At 66.3% G+C, this 21,211-nt stretch carries 17 protein-coding genes, 1 other RNA gene and 2 pseudogenes; 2 read left to right on the forward strand and 18 right to left on the reverse strand.

Going from position 1 to position 21,211, the window contains the following annotated elements:
- Positions 1-254: 254 nt before the first annotated feature.
- Complete coding sequence (gene xth, locus ABID77_RS10400) at positions 255-1,043, forward strand: exodeoxyribonuclease III (protein ID WP_429594821.1); 789 nt, start codon at positions 255-257, stop codon at positions 1,041-1,043.
- Positions 1,044-1,068: 25 nt separating this feature from the next.
- Here the strand turns inward: xth and ntrC are convergent, their stop codons facing one another.
- The 15 genes and pseudogenes from ntrC to ABID77_RS10475 all read right to left on the reverse strand — a co-directional run bounded on the left by ntrC (position 1,069) and on the right by ABID77_RS10475 (position 17,451).
- The gene (ntrC, locus tag ABID77_RS10405; RefSeq protein ID WP_429594823.1) at positions 1,069-2,685 is read right to left on the reverse strand and encodes a nitrogen regulation protein NR(I); all 1,617 of its coding nucleotides are present in this window, start codon (positions 2,683-2,685) and stop codon (positions 1,069-1,071) included.
- A 22-nt stretch (positions 2,686-2,707) separates the two neighbouring features.
- Entirely contained in the window at positions 2,708-3,784 is a 1,077-nt protein-coding gene (gene glnL, locus ABID77_RS10410) for a nitrogen regulation protein NR(II) (RefSeq protein WP_429594826.1), read from the reverse strand.
- A gap of 1 nt (position 3,785) precedes the next feature.
- Positions 3,786-4,304, reverse strand: a complete 519-nt coding sequence (locus ABID77_RS10415; RefSeq protein WP_429594829.1) for a hypothetical protein — start codon at positions 4,302-4,304, stop codon at positions 3,786-3,788.
- Between the two features lie 159 nt (positions 4,305-4,463).
- Complete coding sequence (gene glnA / locus ABID77_RS10420; RefSeq protein WP_429594831.1) at positions 4,464-5,879, reverse strand: type I glutamate--ammonia ligase; 1,416 nt, start codon at positions 5,877-5,879, stop codon at positions 4,464-4,466.
- A 149-nt stretch (positions 5,880-6,028) separates the two neighbouring features.
- Positions 6,029-6,829 (reverse strand): competence/damage-inducible protein A, encoded by an 801-nt coding sequence (locus ABID77_RS10425; protein ID WP_429594834.1) that lies wholly within the window; start codon positions 6,827-6,829, stop codon positions 6,029-6,031.
- Positions 6,826-7,755: an EI24 domain-containing protein gene (locus ABID77_RS10430; protein ID WP_429594837.1), complete on the reverse strand. Its 930-nt coding sequence runs from the start codon at positions 7,753-7,755 to the stop codon at positions 6,826-6,828. The genes ABID77_RS10425 and ABID77_RS10430 overlap by 4 nt, the downstream gene beginning before the upstream one ends.
- Positions 7,756-7,791: 36 nt before the next feature.
- Complete coding sequence (locus tag ABID77_RS10435) at positions 7,792-8,736, reverse strand: sterol desaturase family protein (RefSeq protein ID WP_429594840.1); 945 nt, start codon at positions 8,734-8,736, stop codon at positions 7,792-7,794.
- A gap of 16 nt (positions 8,737-8,752) precedes the next feature.
- The gene (locus ABID77_RS10440) at positions 8,753-9,562 is read right to left on the reverse strand and encodes a polysaccharide deacetylase family protein (protein ID WP_429594843.1); all 810 of its coding nucleotides are present in this window, start codon (positions 9,560-9,562) and stop codon (positions 8,753-8,755) included.
- Complete coding sequence (locus ABID77_RS10445) at positions 9,559-10,620, reverse strand: YncE family protein (protein ID WP_429594846.1); 1,062 nt, start codon at positions 10,618-10,620, stop codon at positions 9,559-9,561. The genes ABID77_RS10440 and ABID77_RS10445 overlap by 4 nt, the downstream gene beginning before the upstream one ends.
- Before the next feature lie 74 nt (positions 10,621-10,694).
- Complete coding sequence (locus tag ABID77_RS10450; RefSeq protein WP_429594849.1) at positions 10,695-11,432, reverse strand: pseudouridine synthase; 738 nt, start codon at positions 11,430-11,432, stop codon at positions 10,695-10,697.
- 33 nt (positions 11,433-11,465) lie between these two features.
- Entirely contained in the window at positions 11,466-13,208 is a 1,743-nt protein-coding gene (gene ggt / locus ABID77_RS10455; protein WP_429594851.1) for a gamma-glutamyltransferase, read from the reverse strand.
- Between the two features lie 127 nt (positions 13,209-13,335).
- Positions 13,336-14,463, reverse strand: a complete 1,128-nt coding sequence (locus ABID77_RS10460; protein WP_429594854.1) for an ImpA family type VI secretion system protein — start codon at positions 14,461-14,463, stop codon at positions 13,336-13,338.
- The gene (tssG, locus tag ABID77_RS10465) at positions 14,460-15,482 is read right to left on the reverse strand and encodes a type VI secretion system baseplate subunit TssG (RefSeq protein WP_429594857.1); all 1,023 of its coding nucleotides are present in this window, start codon (positions 15,480-15,482) and stop codon (positions 14,460-14,462) included. Before tssG ends, ABID77_RS10460 begins: the two co-directional genes overlap by 4 nt.
- 26 nt (positions 15,483-15,508) lie before the next feature.
- Positions 15,509-15,688, reverse strand: a pseudogene (locus tag ABID77_RS10470) (type VI secretion system baseplate subunit TssF); the annotation flags it as partial.
- The gene (locus ABID77_RS10475) at positions 15,685-17,451 is read right to left on the reverse strand and encodes an AAA family ATPase (protein WP_429594859.1); all 1,767 of its coding nucleotides are present in this window, start codon (positions 17,449-17,451) and stop codon (positions 15,685-15,687) included. The pseudogene ABID77_RS10470 and the gene ABID77_RS10475, both read right to left, overlap by 4 nt.
- Positions 17,452-17,935: 484 nt before the next feature.
- Here ABID77_RS10475 and ABID77_RS10480 point away from each other — a divergent pair.
- Positions 17,936-18,865: pseudogene (locus ABID77_RS10480) on the forward strand (IS5 family transposase).
- A 460-nt stretch (positions 18,866-19,325) separates the two neighbouring features.
- Here the strand turns inward: ABID77_RS10480 and ssrA are convergent.
- From ssrA to ubiG, 3 genes are all read right to left on the reverse strand, one after another.
- Positions 19,326-19,710: a transfer-messenger RNA gene (gene ssrA / locus ABID77_RS10485) on the reverse strand.
- 12 nt (positions 19,711-19,722) lie between these two features.
- Entirely contained in the window at positions 19,723-20,391 is a 669-nt protein-coding gene (gene gph / locus ABID77_RS10490; protein ID WP_429594862.1) for a phosphoglycolate phosphatase, read from the reverse strand.
- Positions 20,388-21,098, reverse strand: a complete 711-nt coding sequence (gene ubiG / locus ABID77_RS10495; protein ID WP_429594865.1) for a bifunctional 2-polyprenyl-6-hydroxyphenol methylase/3-demethylubiquinol 3-O-methyltransferase UbiG — start codon at positions 21,096-21,098, stop codon at positions 20,388-20,390. Before ubiG ends, gph begins: the two co-directional genes overlap by 4 nt.
- Positions 21,099-21,211: the final 113 nt, after the last annotated feature.

Below are 21,211 nucleotides of genomic sequence, written 5' to 3' on the forward strand. Positions count from 1 at the left end.
TGCGCTCCGCTCAACGGCGCTCAGTTCGAGTACGCCGGCTCCCACAAGCTCCCGGGTCGTCCCTTCCAGCTCGGCGTCGCCAACATCAACTGAGAGACCGCGGCCGTCGGACCGCCCCTCCCCTGCGAAAGCCGCGGCACCCTGCCGCGGCTTTTTTCGTCGCGGCGGGCCGCCGTCGAATCTGGTTAGGATTTTGGCCTGCGAGCGTCCCGCAACCGCGAACCGTCTCGCGGCACGACGACTCCTGCCATGTCATGAAAATCGCCACCTGGAACGTCAACTCCCTCACCGCCCGCCTGCAGCACGTGCTCGACTGGCTCGCCACCAATCCGGTCGACGTGCTGTGCCTGCAGGAGCTCAAGATGAGCGACGACAAGTTTCCCTTGGAGGTGCTCGCGGCGGCCGGCTACGAGGCCGCCGTCTTCGGCCAGAAGACCTACAACGGCGTCGCGATCCTGAGCCGCACGCCCCTGCGCGACGTCGCGCGCAACATCGGCGGCTTCACGGACGAGCATTCGCGCGTCATCAGCGCGACGGTCGACACGGCGCGCGGGCCGCTGCGCATCGTCAACGGCTACTTCGTCAACGGGCAGTCGTTGGACAGCGAGAAGTTCATCTACAAGATGAAGTGGCTCGAAGCGCTGCACGACTGGCTGCGCGCCGAACTGGTCGCCCATCCCGATCTGGTGCTGCTGGGCGACTTCAACATCACGCCGGAGGACCGGGACAGCTTCGACCCCGACGGCCTGCGCGAGACGATCCACCACTCGACCCTGGAGCGCGATCAGTTCAAGGCCCTGCTCGACCTGGGACTCGCGGACACCTTCCGCCTGTTCGACCAGCCCGACAAGAGCTACTCGTGGTGGGACTACCGGATGCTGGGCTATCCCAAGAACCGCGGTCTGCGCATCGACCACATCCTGGCCAGCACGCCGGTGGTGCCGCGCGTGGCGGCCTGCACGATCGATCGCGTGCCGCGCAAATGGGAGAAACCCAGCGACCACGCGCCGGTGACGGTCGAGATCGATCCGGCCGCCGGCTGAGCCCTCGGCACGTCCGCCGTCGCGCCTACTCCAGGCCGAGTTCCTGGATCTTGCGCGTGATGGTGTTGCGCCCGATGCCGAGCTTCTGCGCGGCCTCGATGCGACGGCCGCGCGTGTTGGCCAGCGCGGTCAGGATGAGGCGCGACTCGAAGCGGCGCGACAGCGCGTCCCAGACGTCGTGGCGGCCGGCGGCGAGCAATGTCTGCGCCTCGCGTTCGAGGCCGCTCTCCCAGGTCGACGGACCGACGTCGACGACCGTGTCGCCGCCGATGGCGCCACCGGCGTCGGGCACGATCGCCACCGGAGCGGACGGCGCGGCACCGGACAGTGCGATGTCGCTCGCGAGCGGCATCGGCGGCACGTCCACCGGAGACACGGCCGGAACGGCCGACGTCATCGGCACGGCCTGGGCATTCATCAAGGATGGTGCCGCCGGTGCGTGCTGTGGCGGCGCCGTGGCTTCCACGTGCGCGACCGCCATGACTTCGGGCGGCAGGTCCTTCACCTCGATGAGCTGCGCCGGCGCCATCACGGTCAGCCAGTGGCAGATGTTCTCCAGCTGGCGCACGTTGCCCGGGAACGCGAAGGTCGCGAGCTGCACCAGCGCCGCGTCGGAGATGCGCTTGGGCTCGACGCCGAGCTGCTTGGCGCTTTCCTGCAGGAAATGGCGCGTGAGCGCGGGCACGTCCTCGCCGCGCTCGCGCAGGGCCGGCAGGCGCAGGCGGATCACGTTCAGGCGGTGGAACAGGTCCTCGCGGAAGCCGCCGAGCTTCACGCGCTGCTCGAGGTCCTGGTGCGTGGCGGCGATGACGCGCACGTTGGCCTTGACCGAGTTGTGGCCGCCCACGCGGTAGAAGTGCCCGTCGCTGAGCACGCGCAGCAGGCGCGTCTGCAGGTCGAAGGGCATGTCGCCGATCTCGTCGAGGAACAGCGTGCCGCCCTCGGCCTGCTCGAAGCGGCCGCGCCGCATGGTCTGCGCACCGGTGAAGGCGCCGCGCTCGTGGCCGAAGAGTTCGCTCTCCAGCAGGTCCTTGGGGATCGCGGCGGTGTTGATGGCGACGAACGGGCCGTCGGTGCGCGGCGAGTGCTTGTGCAATGCGCGCGCCACCAGCTCCTTGCCCGAACCCGACTCGCCCGTGATGAGCACCGTGACGTTGCTCTGCGAGAGCCGGCCGATGGCCCGGAAGACGTCCTGCATGGCAGGCGCCTGTCCGAGCATCTCGGGCGCGGCGGCCATGCGTTCCTCGGCCACCTCCTCGCGCTGGCTCTCGTCGACGGCGCGGCGGATGAGCTCGACGGCGCGCGGCAGGTCGAAGGGCTTGGGCAGGTATTCGAAGGCGCCGCCCTGGAACGCCGAGACGGCGCTGTCGAGGTCGGAGAACGCCGTCATGATGATCACGGGCAGGCCGGGATGGCGGGCCTTGATCTTGTCGAGCAGGTCGAGGCCCGAACCGCCGGGCATGCGGATGTCGCTCACCAGCACCTGGGGGCCGAGCGACTCGTCGCCGTTGGCCGCGTCGAGCGCGGCGATCACGTCGCGCGTGTTGGTGAAGCTGCGGGTCGGCAGGTCTTCGCGCAGGAGCGCCTTCTCCAGCACGAAGCGGATGGATTGGTCGTCGTCTACTATCCAGATCGGCTTCATGCAGCTCCTTGTCGCCTTGCTGCTAGGGCAGCGGTATCAATAACTTGAAATCGGTCCGGCCCGGGACGCTGTCGCATTCGATGACCCCATGGTGCTGCTGCACGAAGGTCTGCGCCAGTGTCAGTCCGAGTCCGGTGCCACCTTCCCTGCCCGAGACGAGCGGATAGAAGATGCGGTCCTTGATGTCGCTCGGCACACCGGGACCGTTGTCGATGACATGCAATTCCAGTGCCAATCGATACCACTGCTTGTTGAAGATCACCTGTCGCGCGACGCGCGTCTTGAGCGTGATGCGGGCGTCGCCTGCGGCACGGCGTTCGGTCAGCGCCTGCGCGGCGTTGTGGACGATGTTGAGCGTGGCCTGGATGAGCTGCTCGCGGTCGCCGCGGAACTCCGGGATGGAGACGTCGAAGTCGCGCTCGATGTGAAGGTCGCGCGGGAACTCCGCCAGGATCACCGAGCGCACCCGCTCGCACACCTCGTGGATGTTGACGTCGCCCACCACGTGCGGTCGGCGGTGCGGCGCGAGCAGGCGATCGACCAGCGTCTGGAGCCGGTCGGCCTCGTGGATGATGACCTGCGTGTACTCGATGAGGTCGCGCGACTCGACCTCCATCTGCAGCAGCTGCGCGGCGCCACGGATGCCGCCCAGCGGGTTCTTGATCTCGTGCGCGAGGTTGCGGATCAGTTCCTTGTTGGCCTGGGCCTGGTCGATCAGGCGTTCCTCGCGGTCCTGCCGGGCCTGGTGCTCGAGCGGCGACAGCTCGACGATCAGTTCGCCCCGGCGGTCGGTCTGCGCCAGCGTGACCTGCACCGGCAGCAGGTCGTGGCTGACGCGGCGCAGGAAGGCCTCGTAGCGCAGGGTCGCGAAGTCGTTGGTGCTGGCGCCCTCGAGGGCGGTGCGCAGCACCTGCGGCTCCTGGAAGCAGGCGCCGAACTGCGAGCCTTCGAGCGTGCGGCGCGAGGTGCCCAGCACGTCCTCCAGCGCCGCGTTGGCGAACAGCACCGAGCCGTCGCGCTTGACCACCGCGATCAGCGTGGCGAGCAGGTCGAAGGGCTGGAAGCGCCGGGGCGGGCCGGAGATCTTGCCGAACGCCATCTCAGGGCGCCGCACCGGCGGGCAGCCGACCGAGTTCGCGGCGGATGCCGGCGATGTCGCTCTCGTTGCGGGCGATCTCGGCCTTCATCTGCTCCACGCGGTCGAGGTACTTCTGGTAGTTGCGGGCCTCGCCGCCCTGCTTCTCGGGCTCGCCGTTGTTGAAGTCGCGCAGCAGTTCGGCCTGGCGCGATTCGGCCCGGCGCAGTTCCGACTGCAGCACCGAGCGGGCCTCGCCGTCGCGGGCGCGCTGGTCGGCGCCCTCGACGCGCGGGCCGCCCGCGGGCGAACTGCCACGGGCGGCCGAGCTGGCACCGCCGGCGGACGGACTCGCCTGCGGCGCGCGCGGCGTCTGCACCACCGTGACGTTGCCGCCCTCCATCACCTTGCAGCCGCGCTGTTTCGCCTGCGCGGCGTTGTTGGTGTATTCGTTGCCGCAGCGCCAGACCTGTTCCTGGGCCTGCGCGGGCAGCGTGGCGAGCGGTGCCGCCAGCAGGAGAAAGAGCGGAGATGGAATCTTCATGGGCAAGGGAGGAAGTGAGGGCGACGGAACATTCTCAGCCAATTCGAGCACCCGCCCGGGACCGCGTTCCCGCCCAAAGAAAAAGACGGCCGCAGCCGTCTTTCGCAAGGTCCGTCGCCGACGCCGGGCCGCCCGGAAGCGGCGTCGGCGCGGGGTCGATCAGAGCGAGTAGTACATGTCGAATTCGCACGGGTGCGTCGCCATGCGGAAGCGCGTGACTTCCTGCATCTTGAGCTCGATGTAGGCATCGATGTACGAATCGGTGAACACGCCACCCTTGGTCAGGAACGCGCGGTCCTTGTCGAGGTATTCCAGCGCCTGGTCGAGGCTGTGGCAGACGGTCGGAATCAGGGCGTCTTCTTCCGGCGGCAGATGGTAGAGGTCCTTGGTCGCGGCTTCGCCCGGATCGATCTTGTTCTCGACGCCGTCGAGGCCGGCCATCAGCAGTGCGGCGAAACCGAGGTACGGGTTCATCAGCGGATCGGGGAAGCGCGCCTCGACGCGGCGGCCCTTGGGGTTGGCCACGAACGGGATGCGGATCGAGGCCGAGCGGTTCTTGGCCGAGTAGGCCAGCTTCACCGGGGCTTCGTAGCCGGGCACCAGGCGCTTGTAGCTGTTGGTGCCGGGGTTGGTGATCGCGTTGAGCGCGCGGCCGTGCTTGATGATGCCGCCGATGTAGTGCAGCGCGAATTCCGACAGGCCCGCGTAGCCGTCGCCGGCGAACAGGTTCTTGCCGTCCTTCCAGACCGACTGGTGCACGTGCATGCCCGAGCCGTTGTCGCCGACGATGGGCTTGGGCATGAAGGTGGCGGTCTTGCCGTAGGCGTGGGCCACGTTGTGGATCACGTACTTCTGCAGCTGGACCCAGTCGGCGCGCTGGATCAGCGTGCTGAACTTGGTGCCGAGTTCCATCTGGCCGGCGTTGGCCACTTCGTGGTGATGCACCTCGACCGGGATGCCGAGGGCTTCGAGCACCAGGCACATCTCCGAGCGCATGTCCTGCGCGCTGTCGACCGGGGGCACCGGGAAGTAGCCGCCCTTGACGGCCGGGCGGTGGCCCGTGTTGCCGTGCTCGTATTCCTTGTCGGTGTTCCACGAGGCTTCTTCGGAATCGATCTTCACGAAGCAGCCCGACATGTCGTTCTTCCAGCGGACGCTATCGAAGACGAAGAATTCGGGTTCCGGTCCGAAGTAGGCGGTGTCGCCCAGGCCGGAGGCCTTCATGTACGCCTCGGCGCGCTTGGCGAGCGAACGCGGATCGCGCTCGTAGGCCTTGCCGTCGGCCGGATCGATGACGTCGCAGGTCAGGATCATCGTCGTCTCTTCGAAGAAGGGATCGATGTTGGCGGTGTTCGGGTCGGGCATGAGCTGCATGTCCGAGGCCTCGATCCCCTTCCAGCCGGCGATGGACGAGCCGTCGAACGCGTGGCCCGAGGTGAACTTGTCTTCGTCGAAATGCGAAACCGGCACGGTCACGTGCTGTTCTTTGCCACGGGTGTCCGTGAAGCGGAAGTCGACGAACTTGACCTCGTTGTCCTTCACGAGCTTGAGTACGTCGGCGACGGTCTTTGCCATCAATTTCTCCTGGTTGGGGGGTGAGTGAAATACAGGTCGAGGGGAATGCAGGTTCTATGCCATTGGCAGCAGGGCCTGCGCGTCCGGGCGTCGGGCGCCGGTACGGTGCAACGGATCGGTCAAGAAAAATCCATATTGGTGCATCCGGATCATCGCACCAACTCGGGGCCCAGACGCGCATCGAAACCGTGCAGACCTTCGACGAGCTGGGCATAGGCGGGATGCACGCGCTCCGGATCGCCCTTGACGCCGAGTTCGATGTGGCGCCCGTGCTGCGGGTGGTCGACGCTCGGCAGGCTGAACACCTTGATGCCCGGATGCGCCGCCTCGACGGCTTCCATCAGCGGCGTGAGCGTGGCTTCCATGGCGCCGTAGACGATGACCGACTTCTCGATCGCTTGCCCTTGCGCGAACAGGTGCGCGTAGCGGGTGTCGAGCACCGACTCGACCATCGGCCAGGCCATGACCGGAAAGCCGGGCACGAAATGCACGTCGCCGACGCTGAAGCCGGGAATCTTGTTGTAGGGGTTGGCGATGATCCGCGCGCCGACCGGGAACGTGCCCATGTTCAGGCGATGCACGTTGTCGGGGCGGTCGGGTTCGTAGGCCGTGCCCTGTTCCCGGGCGGTGTCCTGGATGCGTTCCTGGATCAGCGCCTTGGCCTCGGGATGCAGGGCGAGGTCGACGCCGAGCGCCGCCGCCGCGCACTGGCGCGTGTGGTCGTCCGGCGTGGCGCCGATGCCGCCGGTCGAGAAGACGACGTCGCCCGAGGCGAAGGCGCGCGCCAGCGCGGCGGTGATGCGCTCGGGCACGTCGCCGACGTACTCGGCCCAGGCCAGTTGCAGGCCGCGCGCGGCGAGCAGTTCGATGACCTTGGGCATGTGCTTGTCGACGCGCTTGCCGGAGAGGATCTCGTCGCCGATGACGATCAGGCCGAAGTTGCGGCTCATGGGAGGTTCCTTGGATGGGCGGCGCCAGGCGCGTCGCCGGAGGCGGATGGGGAGATGGAAGGCGCGGCGGATGTCGCGATCGCCGGTTGCGGAATCGCCGATGCCGGCACCGCTGCCCTGTCGTCGATCGCGCGCCGTGCCCGCAAGCGGGCCAGCGCGTCGAGCGTGTAATGGGCGAACCACAGCGCCGAGAAGGCGAACACCAGCGTGTAGATCCAGATCGCCAGCGGCACGAGCACGAAGAAGGCGGCCGCGAACACGACGCCCGAGGCCCAGACGATGCTCGGCGCAGCGCCGAGCAGGCCCGACAGCACGCCGATGCCCAGCAGGGGCAGGCGATGGGTGCGCAGCAGCACGGTCCGTTCCTCGGCGCTCGCGTGCTCGGCCAGGGCGTCGAAGCTCATGACGCGGTAGGTCAGCCAGCCCCAGATCAGCGGCGGCAGGATCAGCACCAGGGGCGGGATCAGCCACAGCGGCATCGACACGAGCAGGGCCACCAGCGCCAGCAGCGTGAGGCCGACCGAGCGGGCGACGCTGCCGACGAGCGAGGCGCCCTTCTTCTCCTCCAGCCCGGGAAAGCGCCGCTGCGCGACCAGGCGCGTGAGCGCCGGCGCCATGAACGCGGCGACGACCAGCAGCACCGCCAGCACGATGACCGGGGTGGCGACCAGCACCATCACCAGCGGCGCCAATACGGAGGTCACGTCGGCGGAGAACAGACTCCCCAGCCAGCCCCAGAAGCTCGCCAGCAGGGGCCAGGCATCGAGGGCGCCGCGCGTCCATTCGACGGCCGCGGCCCAGTAGAAGTAACCGAGGCCGACGGCCACCACCCCCATCACGGCCAACGGGATCAGCGACAGCACGATCACGCGCGGCAGCATGCAGTAGGCGGCGGCGCGCCAGAAGGAATCGACGAGGAGACGCATGGGGTTCGGAGGATAACGTCGCGCTGCGCCCGGTCTTCAGCCGCGCCCGACGATGCGCCGCAGCCCGAGCCACTGCTGCGACCAGAAGCCGCGCCCGTAGTCGCGCACGCGGCCCTGCGCATCGGGCTCGACCTGGTCGATGATGCCGGTGGGCTCGTAGGTGGCGCGGAAGTCGCCGGTGCGCAGCAGGATGTCCCACCACGGCAGCAGCACGCCGTAGTTGCTGCCCTTCGCCGCGGCGATGCGGTGGTGCGTGCGGTGGAAGCGCGGGCTGACCCACAGCCGCTCGCCGACGCGGCCGAAGGACAGCCGCAGGTTGGCGTGCTGCAGGCTCTCGCTGAGCTGGGTGAACATCACCAGCGCGATGAACTGGCCCGGCGCCACGCCGATGAGCTGCGCCACGATCACGATGATCGCGTCGTGCAGGATGCTGTCGAGCAGGTGGTTGCGGTTGTCGCTCCACATCGTCATCTGGCGCTGCGAGTGGTGCAGCGAATGCAGGCTCCACCACCACTCGAAGCGGTGCTGGCCCCGATGGATCAGGTACTCGACGAAGTCGAGCACCACCACGTACATCACGAACGACACCCAGGGGATGTCGGTGACGCCCGGCACCAGCTCGTCGATGTGCAGCGTGCCCCAGCCCTGCGAGCGCAGGAAGCCCAGGCCGTGGTCGAAGACCGGCTGCAGCAGGAAGAACATCGCCAGGCGGAACACGCCCAGGCGGTGGATCAGGGTGTAGATCACGTCGGTGCGGATGGCGCGGCGGTCGCTCACCGCCTCGGCCGGCCGCCAACGCTGCAGCGGCCCGATGACGGCCAGCAGCACCAGCACCTCGATCAGCCCGATCAGCAGCCAGCCGGTGGCGTCGAAGGCGTCCTCGCCCCAACCGCCCAGGCCCACGGCGTAGACCAGCGGCTGCACGGCGGCCTCGAACACCCACTGCTGCAGCGCCACGAACTGGTCGGTGATCCACTCCATCGTCTTGCCCTCGTCCTCAGGGATGCGCGGCGATCCACGCCGTGTAGTCGGGATGCTCGCGCAGCGTGCGGAAGCAGAAGCCCTTGGCCTTCAGACCCGCGACCAGCGGCTCCAGCACGGCCGGCGCCCACGGGTCCTGGCGCGACCAGATGCCCAGGTGCGCGATCAGGATGTCGCCGGCACGCACGTTGTCGAGCGCCTGGCGCAGCAGTCGCTCGTTGCCGAACTTCTCGCTCGGCAGTTCGTCGCCCAGGAAGCCCGCCGGCGCCCAGCCGACGTGGGCGTAGCCGCAGGCCCGGGCCGCCGCGAGCAGCTTCGGCGAGGTCTTGCCGCCGGGCGCGCGGAACAGCGGCAGTGGCTTCTTGCCGGTGATGCGCGCCAGGCGTTCGCTGGCCTTGGCGACGTCCGCGCAGTACTGCGCCGCGCTCCATGTGAAGTCGCGGCCCGCGTTCGGGCCGGCCGAGGGGCGCACACGGAAGCGCGGCTCCGCGCCGGGCGCGTCGCCGCGCCAGTAGACGTGGTCGTAGGTGTGGGAGGCGAACTCGTGGCCCTCAGCCGCCCTCGCCTTCCACCACGGCGCCCAGTGGTCGTCGAGGCTGTCGCCGTCGGTGCGGGTACGCTCGGCGGCGCCGAAGAAGGTCACGCGCACCTGCTGGCGCGCCAGCACCTCGGCGATCAGCGGCGCGACGCCCATGTGGCCGGTGTCGAAGGTCAGGTAGAGCGGCTTGGCGCACGCGTCGGCCGCACCGGCGGCCGGCGCGAGCGCGCCCAGGACCGCGCCGCACAGCAGCAGCGCGAGGCCGTGCCGCCGCGTGGTCGTGCTCATCGCTTGGCGTGGTCGATCGTCCAGACGCCGTGCGGCGAACGGCCGACGTTGATCTGGCGCACCACCTGGCGGGTCGTCAGGTCGACGATGCTGAGCTTCTTGGCCCAGCGCGAGGTGACGTAGAGCAGCTTGCCGTCGGCCGAGACGTCCATGCAGTCCGGGCCGCCGGGCACGGGATAGGTGTCGGTGACCTGCAGGGTCTTCAGGTCGATGCGGCTGATGCTGTTGCCCGCGCGGTTGCTGACGAACACGCCGCGCCCGTCGCCGGCCGCGCGGAACGCGTGCGCACCCTTGCCGGTGGGGATGTTGCCGATCGCCTTGGGCTGGGCGCCGGAGACGTCGAAGATCTGCACGTTGTCGCTGCCGGTGAGGCCCACCAGCAGGGTCTTGTCGTTGTTGACGCCGAAGATGTCGGCCGGCATGTTGCCCGTGGCCACGCGCCAGCGCACGGTCTGCGTGGCGAGGTCGACGGCGATCAGCTCGTTGCTGTCCTGCATCGTCACGTAGGCCACCGTGCTGGCCGCGTCGATCCAGATGTGGCTGGGCGTCTTGCCCGTGACGATGCGCTTGGCGAGCTTCAGGTCCTTGCCGTCCCAGCGGTAGATGTCGACGTGGTCGAGCCGGTTGGCGGCGGTCACGAACCACTTCATGTCGCGCGAGAACTGCAGCTGGTAGGGGTCGATGATCCCGTAGACCGTGCGCTGGACCTCGGCCGTGCGCGGATCGAAGAAGGTCAGCGAGTCGCCGGCGGAGTTGGCCACGATCACCGAGCGCTCGTCGGGCGTCATGTAGATGTGGTGCGGCTCCTTGCCGGTGGGGATGCGCTGCTTCTCGGTCCAGGTGACCGGGTCGATCACGCTGACGCTGGCGTCGAGCGAATTGAGCACGAACAGCGGGTGGCGCGACGCCGTCGCGGGCGCGGCGGGGGTGGCCGTGGCGGCCGACGCGACGGGCGCCGGGGCGACGGTGGCGGGCGGCGCGGCGAAGGACGAGACGGCCGCGCAGGCCGCCAGCAGGACGGCCGCGGCGCGGGCGTGGGTCGGGAAGGAGAAGCGCAAGGGAAAAAGTCCGCGAGGGAGGGAAAAAGAGGCAGCTTAACGCCCGGCGGTGAACCCTGGCTGACCGCCGGATTTCAGGATCGGCCGAAGGTGCGCAGGGCCTCGACCTCCGAGGCCGCGAGCCAGCGCCACTGGCCGGGCGCCAGGCCCGCGTCGAGGCCGAGATCGCCGATGCGCGAGCGGTGCAGCGCCTCGACGCGGTTGCCCACCGCCGCCAGCATGCGCTTGACCTGGTGGTACTTGCCCTCGGTGAGTGTGAGGCGCAGGTGCAGCGGCGCGACGGCCTCGCAGGCGGCGGCGCGCACGGGCTTCGGGTCGTCGTCGAGCACCACGCCGGCCAGCAGCCGCTCGGCCTGCGAGGCATCGACCGGATGCTTGGCCGTCACCTCGTAGACCTTCGGCACGTGGTGCTTGGGCGAGCCCATGCGGTGGATGAACTGGCCGTCGTCGGTCAGCAGCAGCAGTCCGGTGGTGTCCTGGTCGAGGCGCCCGATGGCCTGCACGCCCTGCACCGCGCCCTTGTTGGGGCGCAGGCGCAAGGGCGACGGCAGCAACGTGTAGATGCTCGGGTAGGTCGAGGGCTTCTGCGAGCACTCGGTGCCGGCGGGCTTGTGCAGCAGGAGGTAGGCCTTGTCGTGGTACTCCCACGGCGTGCCCTGGACGACGAAGGGCAGGCCCTCGCGCGCCTCGACGTCGGCGAACGGATCGCGCACGGTGGCGCCCTCGACGCTCACGAAGCCCTGCTGGACGAGTCCCGCGCACACGCGGCGGGTGCCGAAGCCCTGGGTATAGAGAAGTTCCTGCAGCTGCATCGTCGGTGGTTCGTTCTTCGGTCTGTTTCGGTGTCAGTAGCCCAGCGCCAGGCCGCTGTTGCGGCGCGGGTCGTTGGCGCCATAGAAGCGGTTCCGGCCGACCGGCTTGCCGCCCAGGGCCGGCGCGCCGACGATGATCGCCGCCACGTGGTTGGCCGGCTGCGGCACGCCCAGGTTGTGGCCCATGCCGACCAGCAGCGCCCGCGTGTCGGGGCTGAGCGCGAAGGTCTCGACGTTGGTGACGTCGGGCAGCCACTGCTGGTGGAAGCGCGGCGCGTCGACGGCCTCCTGCACGTTCATCCCGTAGTCGACGACGTTGAGGATGGTGTGCAGCACGGCGGTGATGATCCGGCTGCCGCCGGGCGTGCCGACCACGAAGACCGGCGCGCCGTCCTTGCTGACGATGGTCGGGCTCATGGAGCTCAGCGGCCGCTTGCCCGGCGCGATGGCGTTCGCCTCGCCCTGCACCAGGCCGTAGAGGTTGGGCACGCCGATCTTGGACGTGAAGTCGTCCATCTCGTTGTTGAGCAGCACGCCGGTGCCCGAGGCCATCACCTTGGCGCCGAACCAGTCGTTGAGCGTGTAGGTGACCGACACCGCGTTGCCCCACTTGTCGGTGATCGAGTAGTGTGTGGTGTTGCTGCCCTCGTGCGGCGCGACGCCGGGCTTGATGTCCCTGGAGACGCCGGCCTTGTTCGGGTCGATGGCCGCGCGGACCTTCTCGGCATAGCCCTTGTCGAGCAGGCGATCGAGCGGGTTCTTCACGAAGTCCGGGTCGCCCAGGTAGCTGTTGCGGTCGACGTAGGCGTGGCGCATGGCCTCGATCTGGTAGTGCACCGACTGCGCCGAGCGGAAGCCCAGGTCTTTCAGCGGATAGCCCTCGAGGATGTTGAGCATCTCGCAGATCACCACGCCGCCCGAGCTCGGCGGCGGCGCCGAGATCACGCGATGGCCGCGGTAGTCGCACTCCACCGGGGCGAGCTCGCGCGTGCGGTACTGATCGAGGTCGGCCTGCGTGATGATGCCCTTGCCCGCCTGGCTGGACGCCACGATGGCGGCGCCGACCTTGCCCTTGTAGAAGCCGTCGGGGCCCTGCCGGCTGATGGCGCGCAGCGTGCGGGCGAGGTCCTTCTGCACCAGCTTCTGGCCGACCGCGAAGGGCTCCCCCTTGTTCAGGAAGATCGCGCCGCTGTCGGCGTCCTTCCGGAAGTCGGCCGTCGCGGTGGCCAGCATGTCGATGTCGCCCTGGTCGAGCGTGAAGCCCTTGTCGGCCAGGGCGATGGCCGGCGCGATCAGCGCGGCGCGCGACATCGTGCCGTAGCGCTCGCGGGCGAGTTCGAGTCCCGACACCGTGCCGGGCACGCCCACGGCCAGGTGGCCGTTCGTGCTCAGGCCCTTGATCACGTTGCCGTCCTTGTCGAGGTACATGTCGGGGGTCGCGGCCAGCGGTGCCTTCTCGCGGAAGTCCAGGAAGGTCTTGCGGCCGTCGGCGAGCTGGGCCGTCATGAAGCCGCCGCCGCCGAGGTTGCCGGCCGCCGGATAGACCACCGCCAGGGCGTAGCCCACCGCCACGGCCGCGTCGACGGCGTTGCCGCCGCGCCGCAGCACGTCGACGCCGACCCGCGTGGCGAGCTGCTGGGCCGTGACGACCATGCCGTTCTCCGCCGCGACCGGCGCCATCGATGCCGCGTGCAGCGGCGCGACGGCCGCGGTGGACAGGCAGAAGACCGCGGCGGCGACCACGCGCCAGCCCGGAATGGAAGTTGCGTTTTTCATGGAATGGGGCTCCTGGAAGTGGTCCGGCGCACGGGCGCGCGGAGCCGACTATAGCCCCGGGCCGGGCCCTCGAAGGGGCACCGCCGGCACGCTGAGCCCGCGCCGATCGGCATCGGTTTTTCCTCCGTCAGTCCTCCTGGTCCCAGACCCGCATCAGGTCCGAGGGAATCATGTGCGCCACTTCCGAGAAGCGCTTGCCCCACATGCGATCCGCCTGCTTGAGCAGGATCGTGACCGGACTGCTCGGCTCATGGTGTTCGACCCAGCGCCGGACCTGCAACAGCAAGGCACGGATCTGTTCGCGCTCCTGCAGCACGTCGGCGCGAGCCGGGATGGCCGGCACGTGCGCATGAAACCCGTCGACCATCCGTCCGTCGGCGTCCACGACAGGCAACAGCGCATGCTCTTGAGAGAAGGACGTGGCGCGCGACAGGGCGGCATCCGGCTCCACGGACTCGGCCTGCAGCCGCTCGACCGTCGGCGAGGCCTCGGCGAAGGAAGCCAGCGAGGCCAACAGCCGCAGGAGAGGGCCCAGATCGGGCGCGTCGTCCTCGAGCGACGACTTGCTCCAGTGGTTGATTCCGAGCACGCAGTTGCCGCATGCCAACAGCGCATGCAGCACGCCGTCGCCCTTGGCATGCAGATCGGCCAGTTGGCGTTTGACGCTGCCGGGTTCGGGCGCATAGGGCTGGCGAGGCTTGGCGAAGGCACGCTCGACGTCACGCACCGTCAGGCGGAACGCGGTACTCCCGCTCACGACGACGTCGCGCAAGTCGTCCAACAGGCCTTCCGGGTCGCACAGCGCGGCCAGGGCATTGGCCCGCACTGCCGGGTCGGGCATGCCGTCGAGCACCCGTTGGGGATGGACCTGGTCCGGGTACGCCTGCAACACGGCCTGCAACGTCCTCAACCCCTCCAGCAGACCGGCGGCACCGGCGCTCCGGCAGCGCGCGCGGGCGAACCACACCAGGATCGCAATGTCCTTGCTGCGCAGCAGGAGCCGGCGTGCATCACGCTCGACCTCGGCCCAGTCCGGCGCCTCGGGCGTCGCCGAGAACTGGCCATACTGCACATCCGCCTTGGGCTCCAGGCGCGCCCGCAGCACGGCGAACTCGCCGTCGTACTCCAGGCTTTCTCCGCAGGGAAAGGCGTCGCTCACGGGCTTCAGCAATTCGGTGACCACGCCTGCGGCGGGCGACTCGGTGGTCGAGGCCGGGCCGGCGAATGCGCTCAGCAGCTGCTTGATTGGATTCATACGCCATAGCTTTCGGGTTCGAACACCATGCCGGTCACCGACCCGCGAGAGGCGCGCGCTCCCGCCATCCAGGTCGACCAGCCCAGTTGCGTGGTGTCGCCGAGCCGGCACTGGGGCGCCGCAACGCCGCCGATCAGCAGTTCGACCTCCCAGAGGTACTCGAAGCCGATGAACGAGCGGACGATCTCGACGAGGGCGGGCAGGTCCTTGCCGGAGCCTCCCCCTTGCGGCGTCAGGCGCAGGTACCCCTCGAGATCGAGTGGACCGATCACCAACCGGAAACGGTTCTGCCGGTCGGGCACCACCTCGCCAGCCACGGCGCCTTCGCCCAGCACGCTGGAACGCCGCGGCTGACCCAGCACGCACTGGTCCTGCGGCTCGATGGGCATCCACTGCAGCACGAACTCGTGCAATGCCACGGGGACACCGAAGAAGCGCGACAAGGTGCTCACCAGGCCGTCGGGATTGCGGGCCGCGCGCACCCGATGTGCGCTGCTGGCCCATCGCGCATGGGGCGCCAACGCACTGTCCTGCACTTCCGACGGCTCGTCTCCGGCCAGCCGGGCGACGTAGGCGCTGAAGATTTCCTCGTCGGGCCGATCGAGCCCCGCCGCGCTCTGGCTCTGCGCCCAGGCACGGTAGATGTGCGTGAATGCGCGATGGTGGAAGAGATCGATGAAGTCGGCCAGCGTCGTGTCGCGTCGGGCTTCGACGCGTTCGCGCACCAGCTCGGTGAAATGGATCGGCAAGGCACCGTGAGGCCCCAGCATGCCCAGGCCGAACAGCTTGAGGTGAGCGCGCGGCCGCTGATCGCTGCCCGCCCTGATTTCCACCTTCGCGAGTTCTCGCGGCGCGAACGCCAGGCTCGCCTGCTGGCCCAGGCGAAAGCTCTCCTGCTGCGGCCGCTGGGCCGTTCCGATGGGGGGCTGGACCGGATCGGCCGCCGCCAGCCGGCGCACGAGCGGCAGAAAGCCATGCCGCCACGGCCGCACCGGCGCATCGCCGACGACGGCGCTCATCGAACGCGCGGATGCTTCCCGGTCCGTCACACCATGCTCCTGGTGCCCATGCGCGCCGCCCAGCTCGCCACCCTTCCGCGCTGCATGGACTCCAGTCGTGTCTCGGTGAAGGCGTTGATGCTGACGTGACGGGCGAGGTAGTGTTCGAGCACCAGGCCGAAGAGATAGGGGCTGGTTCCGCTGAAGGCATCCTCGTCCACCGTCAGGTCAACGTCGTCTGCAGGTTCAGGACCGCCCTCACCTCGTCGCGGACCATGCGACCGACCGGAATTCCGGTCCAGTCCGCGACGATTGCGGCGATCACAGCCTCGTCCACCTGGCAGTGAACCAGCGATGTTTCCTGTTGACGGACGCACAGATCCGCTTCCAGGATCCTCAATTCCGTGGAGGCCGGCGATCCGACTGTCTCTTCCGCAGCATCGCTTGCACTTGTCGAACGCAGTGCGTGAATGCGCTGTACGAGTGCCAGCTCCTCCTGCCACCGCTTCTCCTGATTCGCGAGATCTGCCACCGTGGTGACTCTTCGTGCCTCGACCGTGGCGATGCGCTCGAGGCGCTCGTCTCGGCCTTGCGCAATGGCGTCTTCCTGCGCAAGGAGCTCCAGCTCGGTTTCCAGCGCAGCCTTGCGCTGGCGCAGATTCCTGACCACCGATGGCGGCATGTGGAGCGACATGGCAACGCGGGCGCATGCGGTGTCCAGCAGACTGATCGCCTTGTCGGGCAATTGACGCGATGGGATGTACCGATGGGACAGCATCACGGCCGCACGAACGGCTTCGTCCAGTATGGACACGCCATGATGCCGAGTGAAGGTGGGCACCAATCCACGCACCATCTCGATTGCCGCGTTCTCTTCCGGCTCCATCACCTGGAGCACTTGAAACCGCCGCGCCAGTGCCGGATCCTTTTCGACGTGACGCTTGTATTCGCTCCATGTGGTGGCTCCCACGGTGCGCAGCGTTCCGCGCGCCAGTGCGGGTTTGAGCAGGTTCGCCGCATCGCCGGTGCCGGCTTGTCCGCCCGCCCCGATCAGCGTGTGAACCTCATCCACGAACAGGATCACGGGTTGAGGCGAGCGATCCGCTTCCTGCAGCAACGCCTTCAGGCGGGATTCGAATTCGCCACGCACGCCAGCGCCCGCCACCAGGGCGCCCACATCCAAACTGAGCAGCCTGACGTCGCGCAGGATCGGTGGAACCTCACCGGACGCGATGGCCAGCGCCAGTCCTTCCACCACTGCCGTCTTTCCCACCCCCGCCTCACCGGTCAGCAATGGATTGTTCTGCCTGCGGCGCAGAAGAATGTCGATCATCGTGCCGATCTCCTGCTCGCGACCGACGACAGGGTCGATCCCGCCCGCCTTCGCGCGTGCGGTCAGATCGCTGCAGTACACCGTCAGGGCGGACTTGACACCCTGAGCCTCGTCGAAAACGTTGCTCCGGCTTTCCGAAGCGATCGTCTTCACGCCCGGGCCACCGTGGGCATCCTCCCTGTCTTCGGGCGAACCAACAAAGATGCCCGACAACGACTGATCCAACGCATCCACGGGAATCTTCTGGAATGCGCCAGACACGCCGAGCAAGACACTGCGCAACTCGGGCGTCTGGACCATGGCTGCCAACAATTGGCTGCCGCGAATTCGATCCTCATTGAATTCGAGGCTCGACAGAACCCAGGCTTTTTCGACGACAGAACCGACGTGGTAGGAAAAATCGATCAGCGACGTCGAATCCGCAGGCAAGGCGGCAAGCGCCATTGCCATGTCTTTGTCCAATACTTTGGCATCGACGTGATGGTGCCTCAGAATCCGATGCAGGTCGCTGTCATTGAGTTGCCAAATCTGATGCAGCCAGTGCGTCAATTCCACATAAGGATTTCCACGCAGCTTGGCAAACGCCGTCGCAGATTCGAGCGTTCGAAACAGGGTGGAATTGAGTTTTCCAAAAAGCACACGTCGAGAAATGGTCATCGCGCCATTCGACCTTCAATGACCGAAGAACACGACGAGGCATCGATCATCATGGATCGCAAGGCACGCTTGAAAGCTTTCTTGCTTGTTTCCATGCAAACCGACCGTCCCGCGTCGCTCGTGCTCCCTCTTCGATCCGATCATTCGATGCATGTGGCCGCCCCTTTCACCTGCCCTCAATTGGGAAACAGATTTTGGCGGGAAATCAGGGACTTATTCAGCTCATATTATGAATAAAAGTTACGCGATAAATGAAATCCGAATTGCAACCTGGTTCGACCCCTAACACATTCTTCTTATTATTATTCTCCCAAACATTCGGGCCGCCTTATAGAACAAAATTTCTTCGGGAGATCAATGGTTTGCCAAATATTCTTGTGTTTCGTGAGATTTGAAAGGTGATCATATTTCCATGCCGTAGGGCGTTGTTGCATAATTTCTCCTCTGGGCCTCCGTTGAGGTGTGATCTTGGTAGCCTGAGGAGATGAGCAAACCACCTCGGGCGAGTTACCGCACAACGAACTGGCCTTGGTACAACGACTCGCTCAAGCGTCGCGGCTCGCTGATGGTCTGGCTCGACCCCGAGCTTCAATGGCAGGCTGCACCTAGCAGGCGCGCCGGCCGGCCTGTGGTTTTCAACGACGCGGCCATCCAGTTCTGCCTGACCTTGAAGTGCATGTTCGACCTGGACTTGAAGCAAGCCATCGGTCTGGCAGAAAGTCTCCTCAAGCTGGCCCAGCTCGACTGGAACGTGCCCGACTACAGCACTTTGTCCAGACGTCAGAAGACACTGAACGTGGCTATCACGGCACGCCGGAGCCGAGATCGATTGCATCTTCTGGTCGACAATAAGGGTGTGAAAATGCTGGGCGAAGGGGAATGGAAGATAAAAAGCACGGCGCCGACTATCGGCGTCAGTGGCCCAAGGTGCACCTCGGCGTAGATGCGCAGACGCTGGAGATCCAGACCATTGAGGTGACCGACAACGCCATTGGCGATGCGCCAATGTTGTCGCAGCTGCTTACTCAGATTCCACACGACGAGCTGCTCAACTCGGTCAGCGCCGACGGTGCCTACGACACCCGAGTCTGTCACGAAGCCCTTGCCCACCGGCAAGCCACAGCCATCATTCCAACGCGCAGGAATGCCAGGCCTTGAGCAGAAAGCCGGGCAGGAGCCCGAACCAGAAATGAGATCTTGAGAGCGACTCGGGAGTTAGGACGCTCGATCTGGAAGAAATGGAGCGGCTACCACCGACGCAGTCTTGGAGACCAAGATGGGCTGCTTCAAAAAACCAGGGGAGCGAGTGATGGCGCGGGACTTCGAGCGTCAGGTCACCGAGCTGCAGGTGCGGGTCTCGATCCTCAACAGGTTCACCCAACTGGGCACGCCCGAGACGGTGCGCGTGGCGTAATTCCGTCTGGGGTAAGGCGCACTACAGTCTAATTTAGATTTATCCAACAACCCTACGCATGTAGACATGCTTTCCGAAGCATGCCTCTCACTGCGTCAAGGTCGTTGTGAAAATGAATGAAGGATTTCAGCCTCACATCCGTCGAAGCGTCGAACCGACGCATCCGAGACTTGATTCGAGGACCATCCGCATGAAAGTGGCGTTTTCGATCCAGCCATGTTCAGTCGGCCACAGAGATCGTTCAATGCAGCGATCAGTCGACCATCAGGACTACGTTCTCCATGTCCAACGACCAGTTCGAACAATTCACGCGAGTGCTCATCGATTCTTGCGATGAGTCATTTCATCCCGAAAAAAGAAAAGCCGAAGGATCAACCTTCAGCTTTGAATGGATCGAATCATCAAATCAGCAATGCTCGGTTGAATCCTCCGCCCTTGCCGTTCCTTGTTCGCTCAAATATGGTGGAGCTGGGGGGATTCGAACCCCCGTCCGCAAGCCTTCATCGCGCAGTTCTACATGTTTAGCGATCTGTTTTAATCTCGCTTCCGAACTCGCGCAGTCGCACGCTAGATCGGACGCCAGTACCCTATTTTCTCGTTCCTACCCAAGGTACCCGGGCAAAAACCAGCCGATGTAATTATCTTTGCAGATCGAAGTCGACGGATTGCTCCATCGACCCTTCACCCAGCCCATCGGCGTGCTGTTGCAAAGTCACCGGCAATTAAGCGGCGAGTGCGTACGATTGATCGTTTGCAGTTAGTTTTTTTGAATCTGATTAACGAGCGCATTCAGCTCGACATGCACCACAGCGACTCCGAACCCACGTCGAAACCAGTGCAGCCCCAAGACTGTCATTTTAGGCCACATTCAGCCATTGCAAGACATCGAGAGGAGATTCGACGCGGCCGTCCGCTCCCCAGAGGGCGACATCGGCGTTCGCGCCCATGTAGCCATAGGTCGCGGCCAGCGTCGTCATGCCGGCTGCGCGGCCGGCCACGATGTCCCGTTCGTCATCACCGACATAGATGCATCGGGTCGGGTCGACGTTCATGCGGCGTGCCGCCTCCAGCAAAGGCTCGGGATGCGGTTTCGCGTGAGGCGTCGTGTCGCCGCTCACGACAGCGCTTGCCGTGGCGAACTGGGGAATCGCAGCGACCAGCGGGTCGGTGAAACGTGCCGCCTTGTTGGTCACGATGCCCCAAGACAATCCTCGGGCGACCAGTTCGTCGACCAGTTCGGCCACGCCCGCAAAGACATGCGTGTCGAGCAGCATGCGCGCTTCGTAGTTCCTGAAGAATTCCTCGCGCAGTGTGGCGAACTCGGACGATTCCGGCGTCAGTCCGAAGGCGATGCCGAGCATGCCGCGTGCGCCAGCGCCTGCCATGGGCCGGTAATCCGCCAGCGGCAGCGAAGGCAGGCTCCGATCCGTACGCATCCTGTCGGCGGCAGCACCGAGATCGGGCGCACTGTCGATCAGGGTCCCGTCGAGATCGAACAGGACCGCTTGCAGGGACGATCCCTTCATGCCGGCTTTCGCGTCGCGAACATGTAGTTCACGCTCGTGTCGTCACTGAGCCAGTACCGTCGCGTGAGGGGGTTGTACTTCAGGCCGCGCGTGTGGCGCAGATCGAGACCCGCCGCCCGACAATGAGCCGCGAGTTCGGCCGGTCGGATGAACTTCCGATACTCGTGCGTGCCGCGTGGCAGCATGCCCAGGACGTACTCGGCGCCGATGATGGCGAGCAGGAACGCCTTCGGGTTGCGGTGGATGGTCGAGAAGAACACCCAGCCTCCGGGCTTGACGAGATCGGCACAGGCCTTGACCACCGAAGCGGGTTGCGGGACATGCTCGAGCATCTCCATGCATGTCACGACATCGAAGCTTCCCGGTTGTTCCGCTGCCAAGGCCTCAACGCTGACTTCGCGGTATTTCACTCCCTGGGTCGATGCCTCGAGTGCATGGAGCTGTGCCACCTTGAGCGCCTTGCCAGCCAGATCGATGCCCAGCACCGCGGCTCCTTTGCGTGCCATGGCGTCGGCCAGGATGCCGCCCCCGCATCCCACGTCGAGCGCCTGCCGGCCGGCAAGCGGCGCAATGCCATCGATCCATTCGAGGCGCAATGGATTGATTTCGTGCAGCGGCCGAAATTCACTTTCGAGATCCCACCAGCGGTGAGCGAGTTCGGAAAATTTCGCCAGTTCCGCCGGATCCGCATTGATGTTGATAGTCATGGATTTGAATTATTTAAAGGTCCGCCAAAGACGAGGTGTCGAATTCGATGCTCGATTGAATTTCAACCCAGAATGCCCGCGACAAAATCGAGGCCAAAAAAAACCCCGCCGGA

This window comes from Variovorax sp. PvP013 (assembly GCF_050435945.1).
In the GTDB taxonomy this organism is placed as follows: Bacteria; Pseudomonadota; Gammaproteobacteria; order Burkholderiales; family Burkholderiaceae_C; genus Variovorax.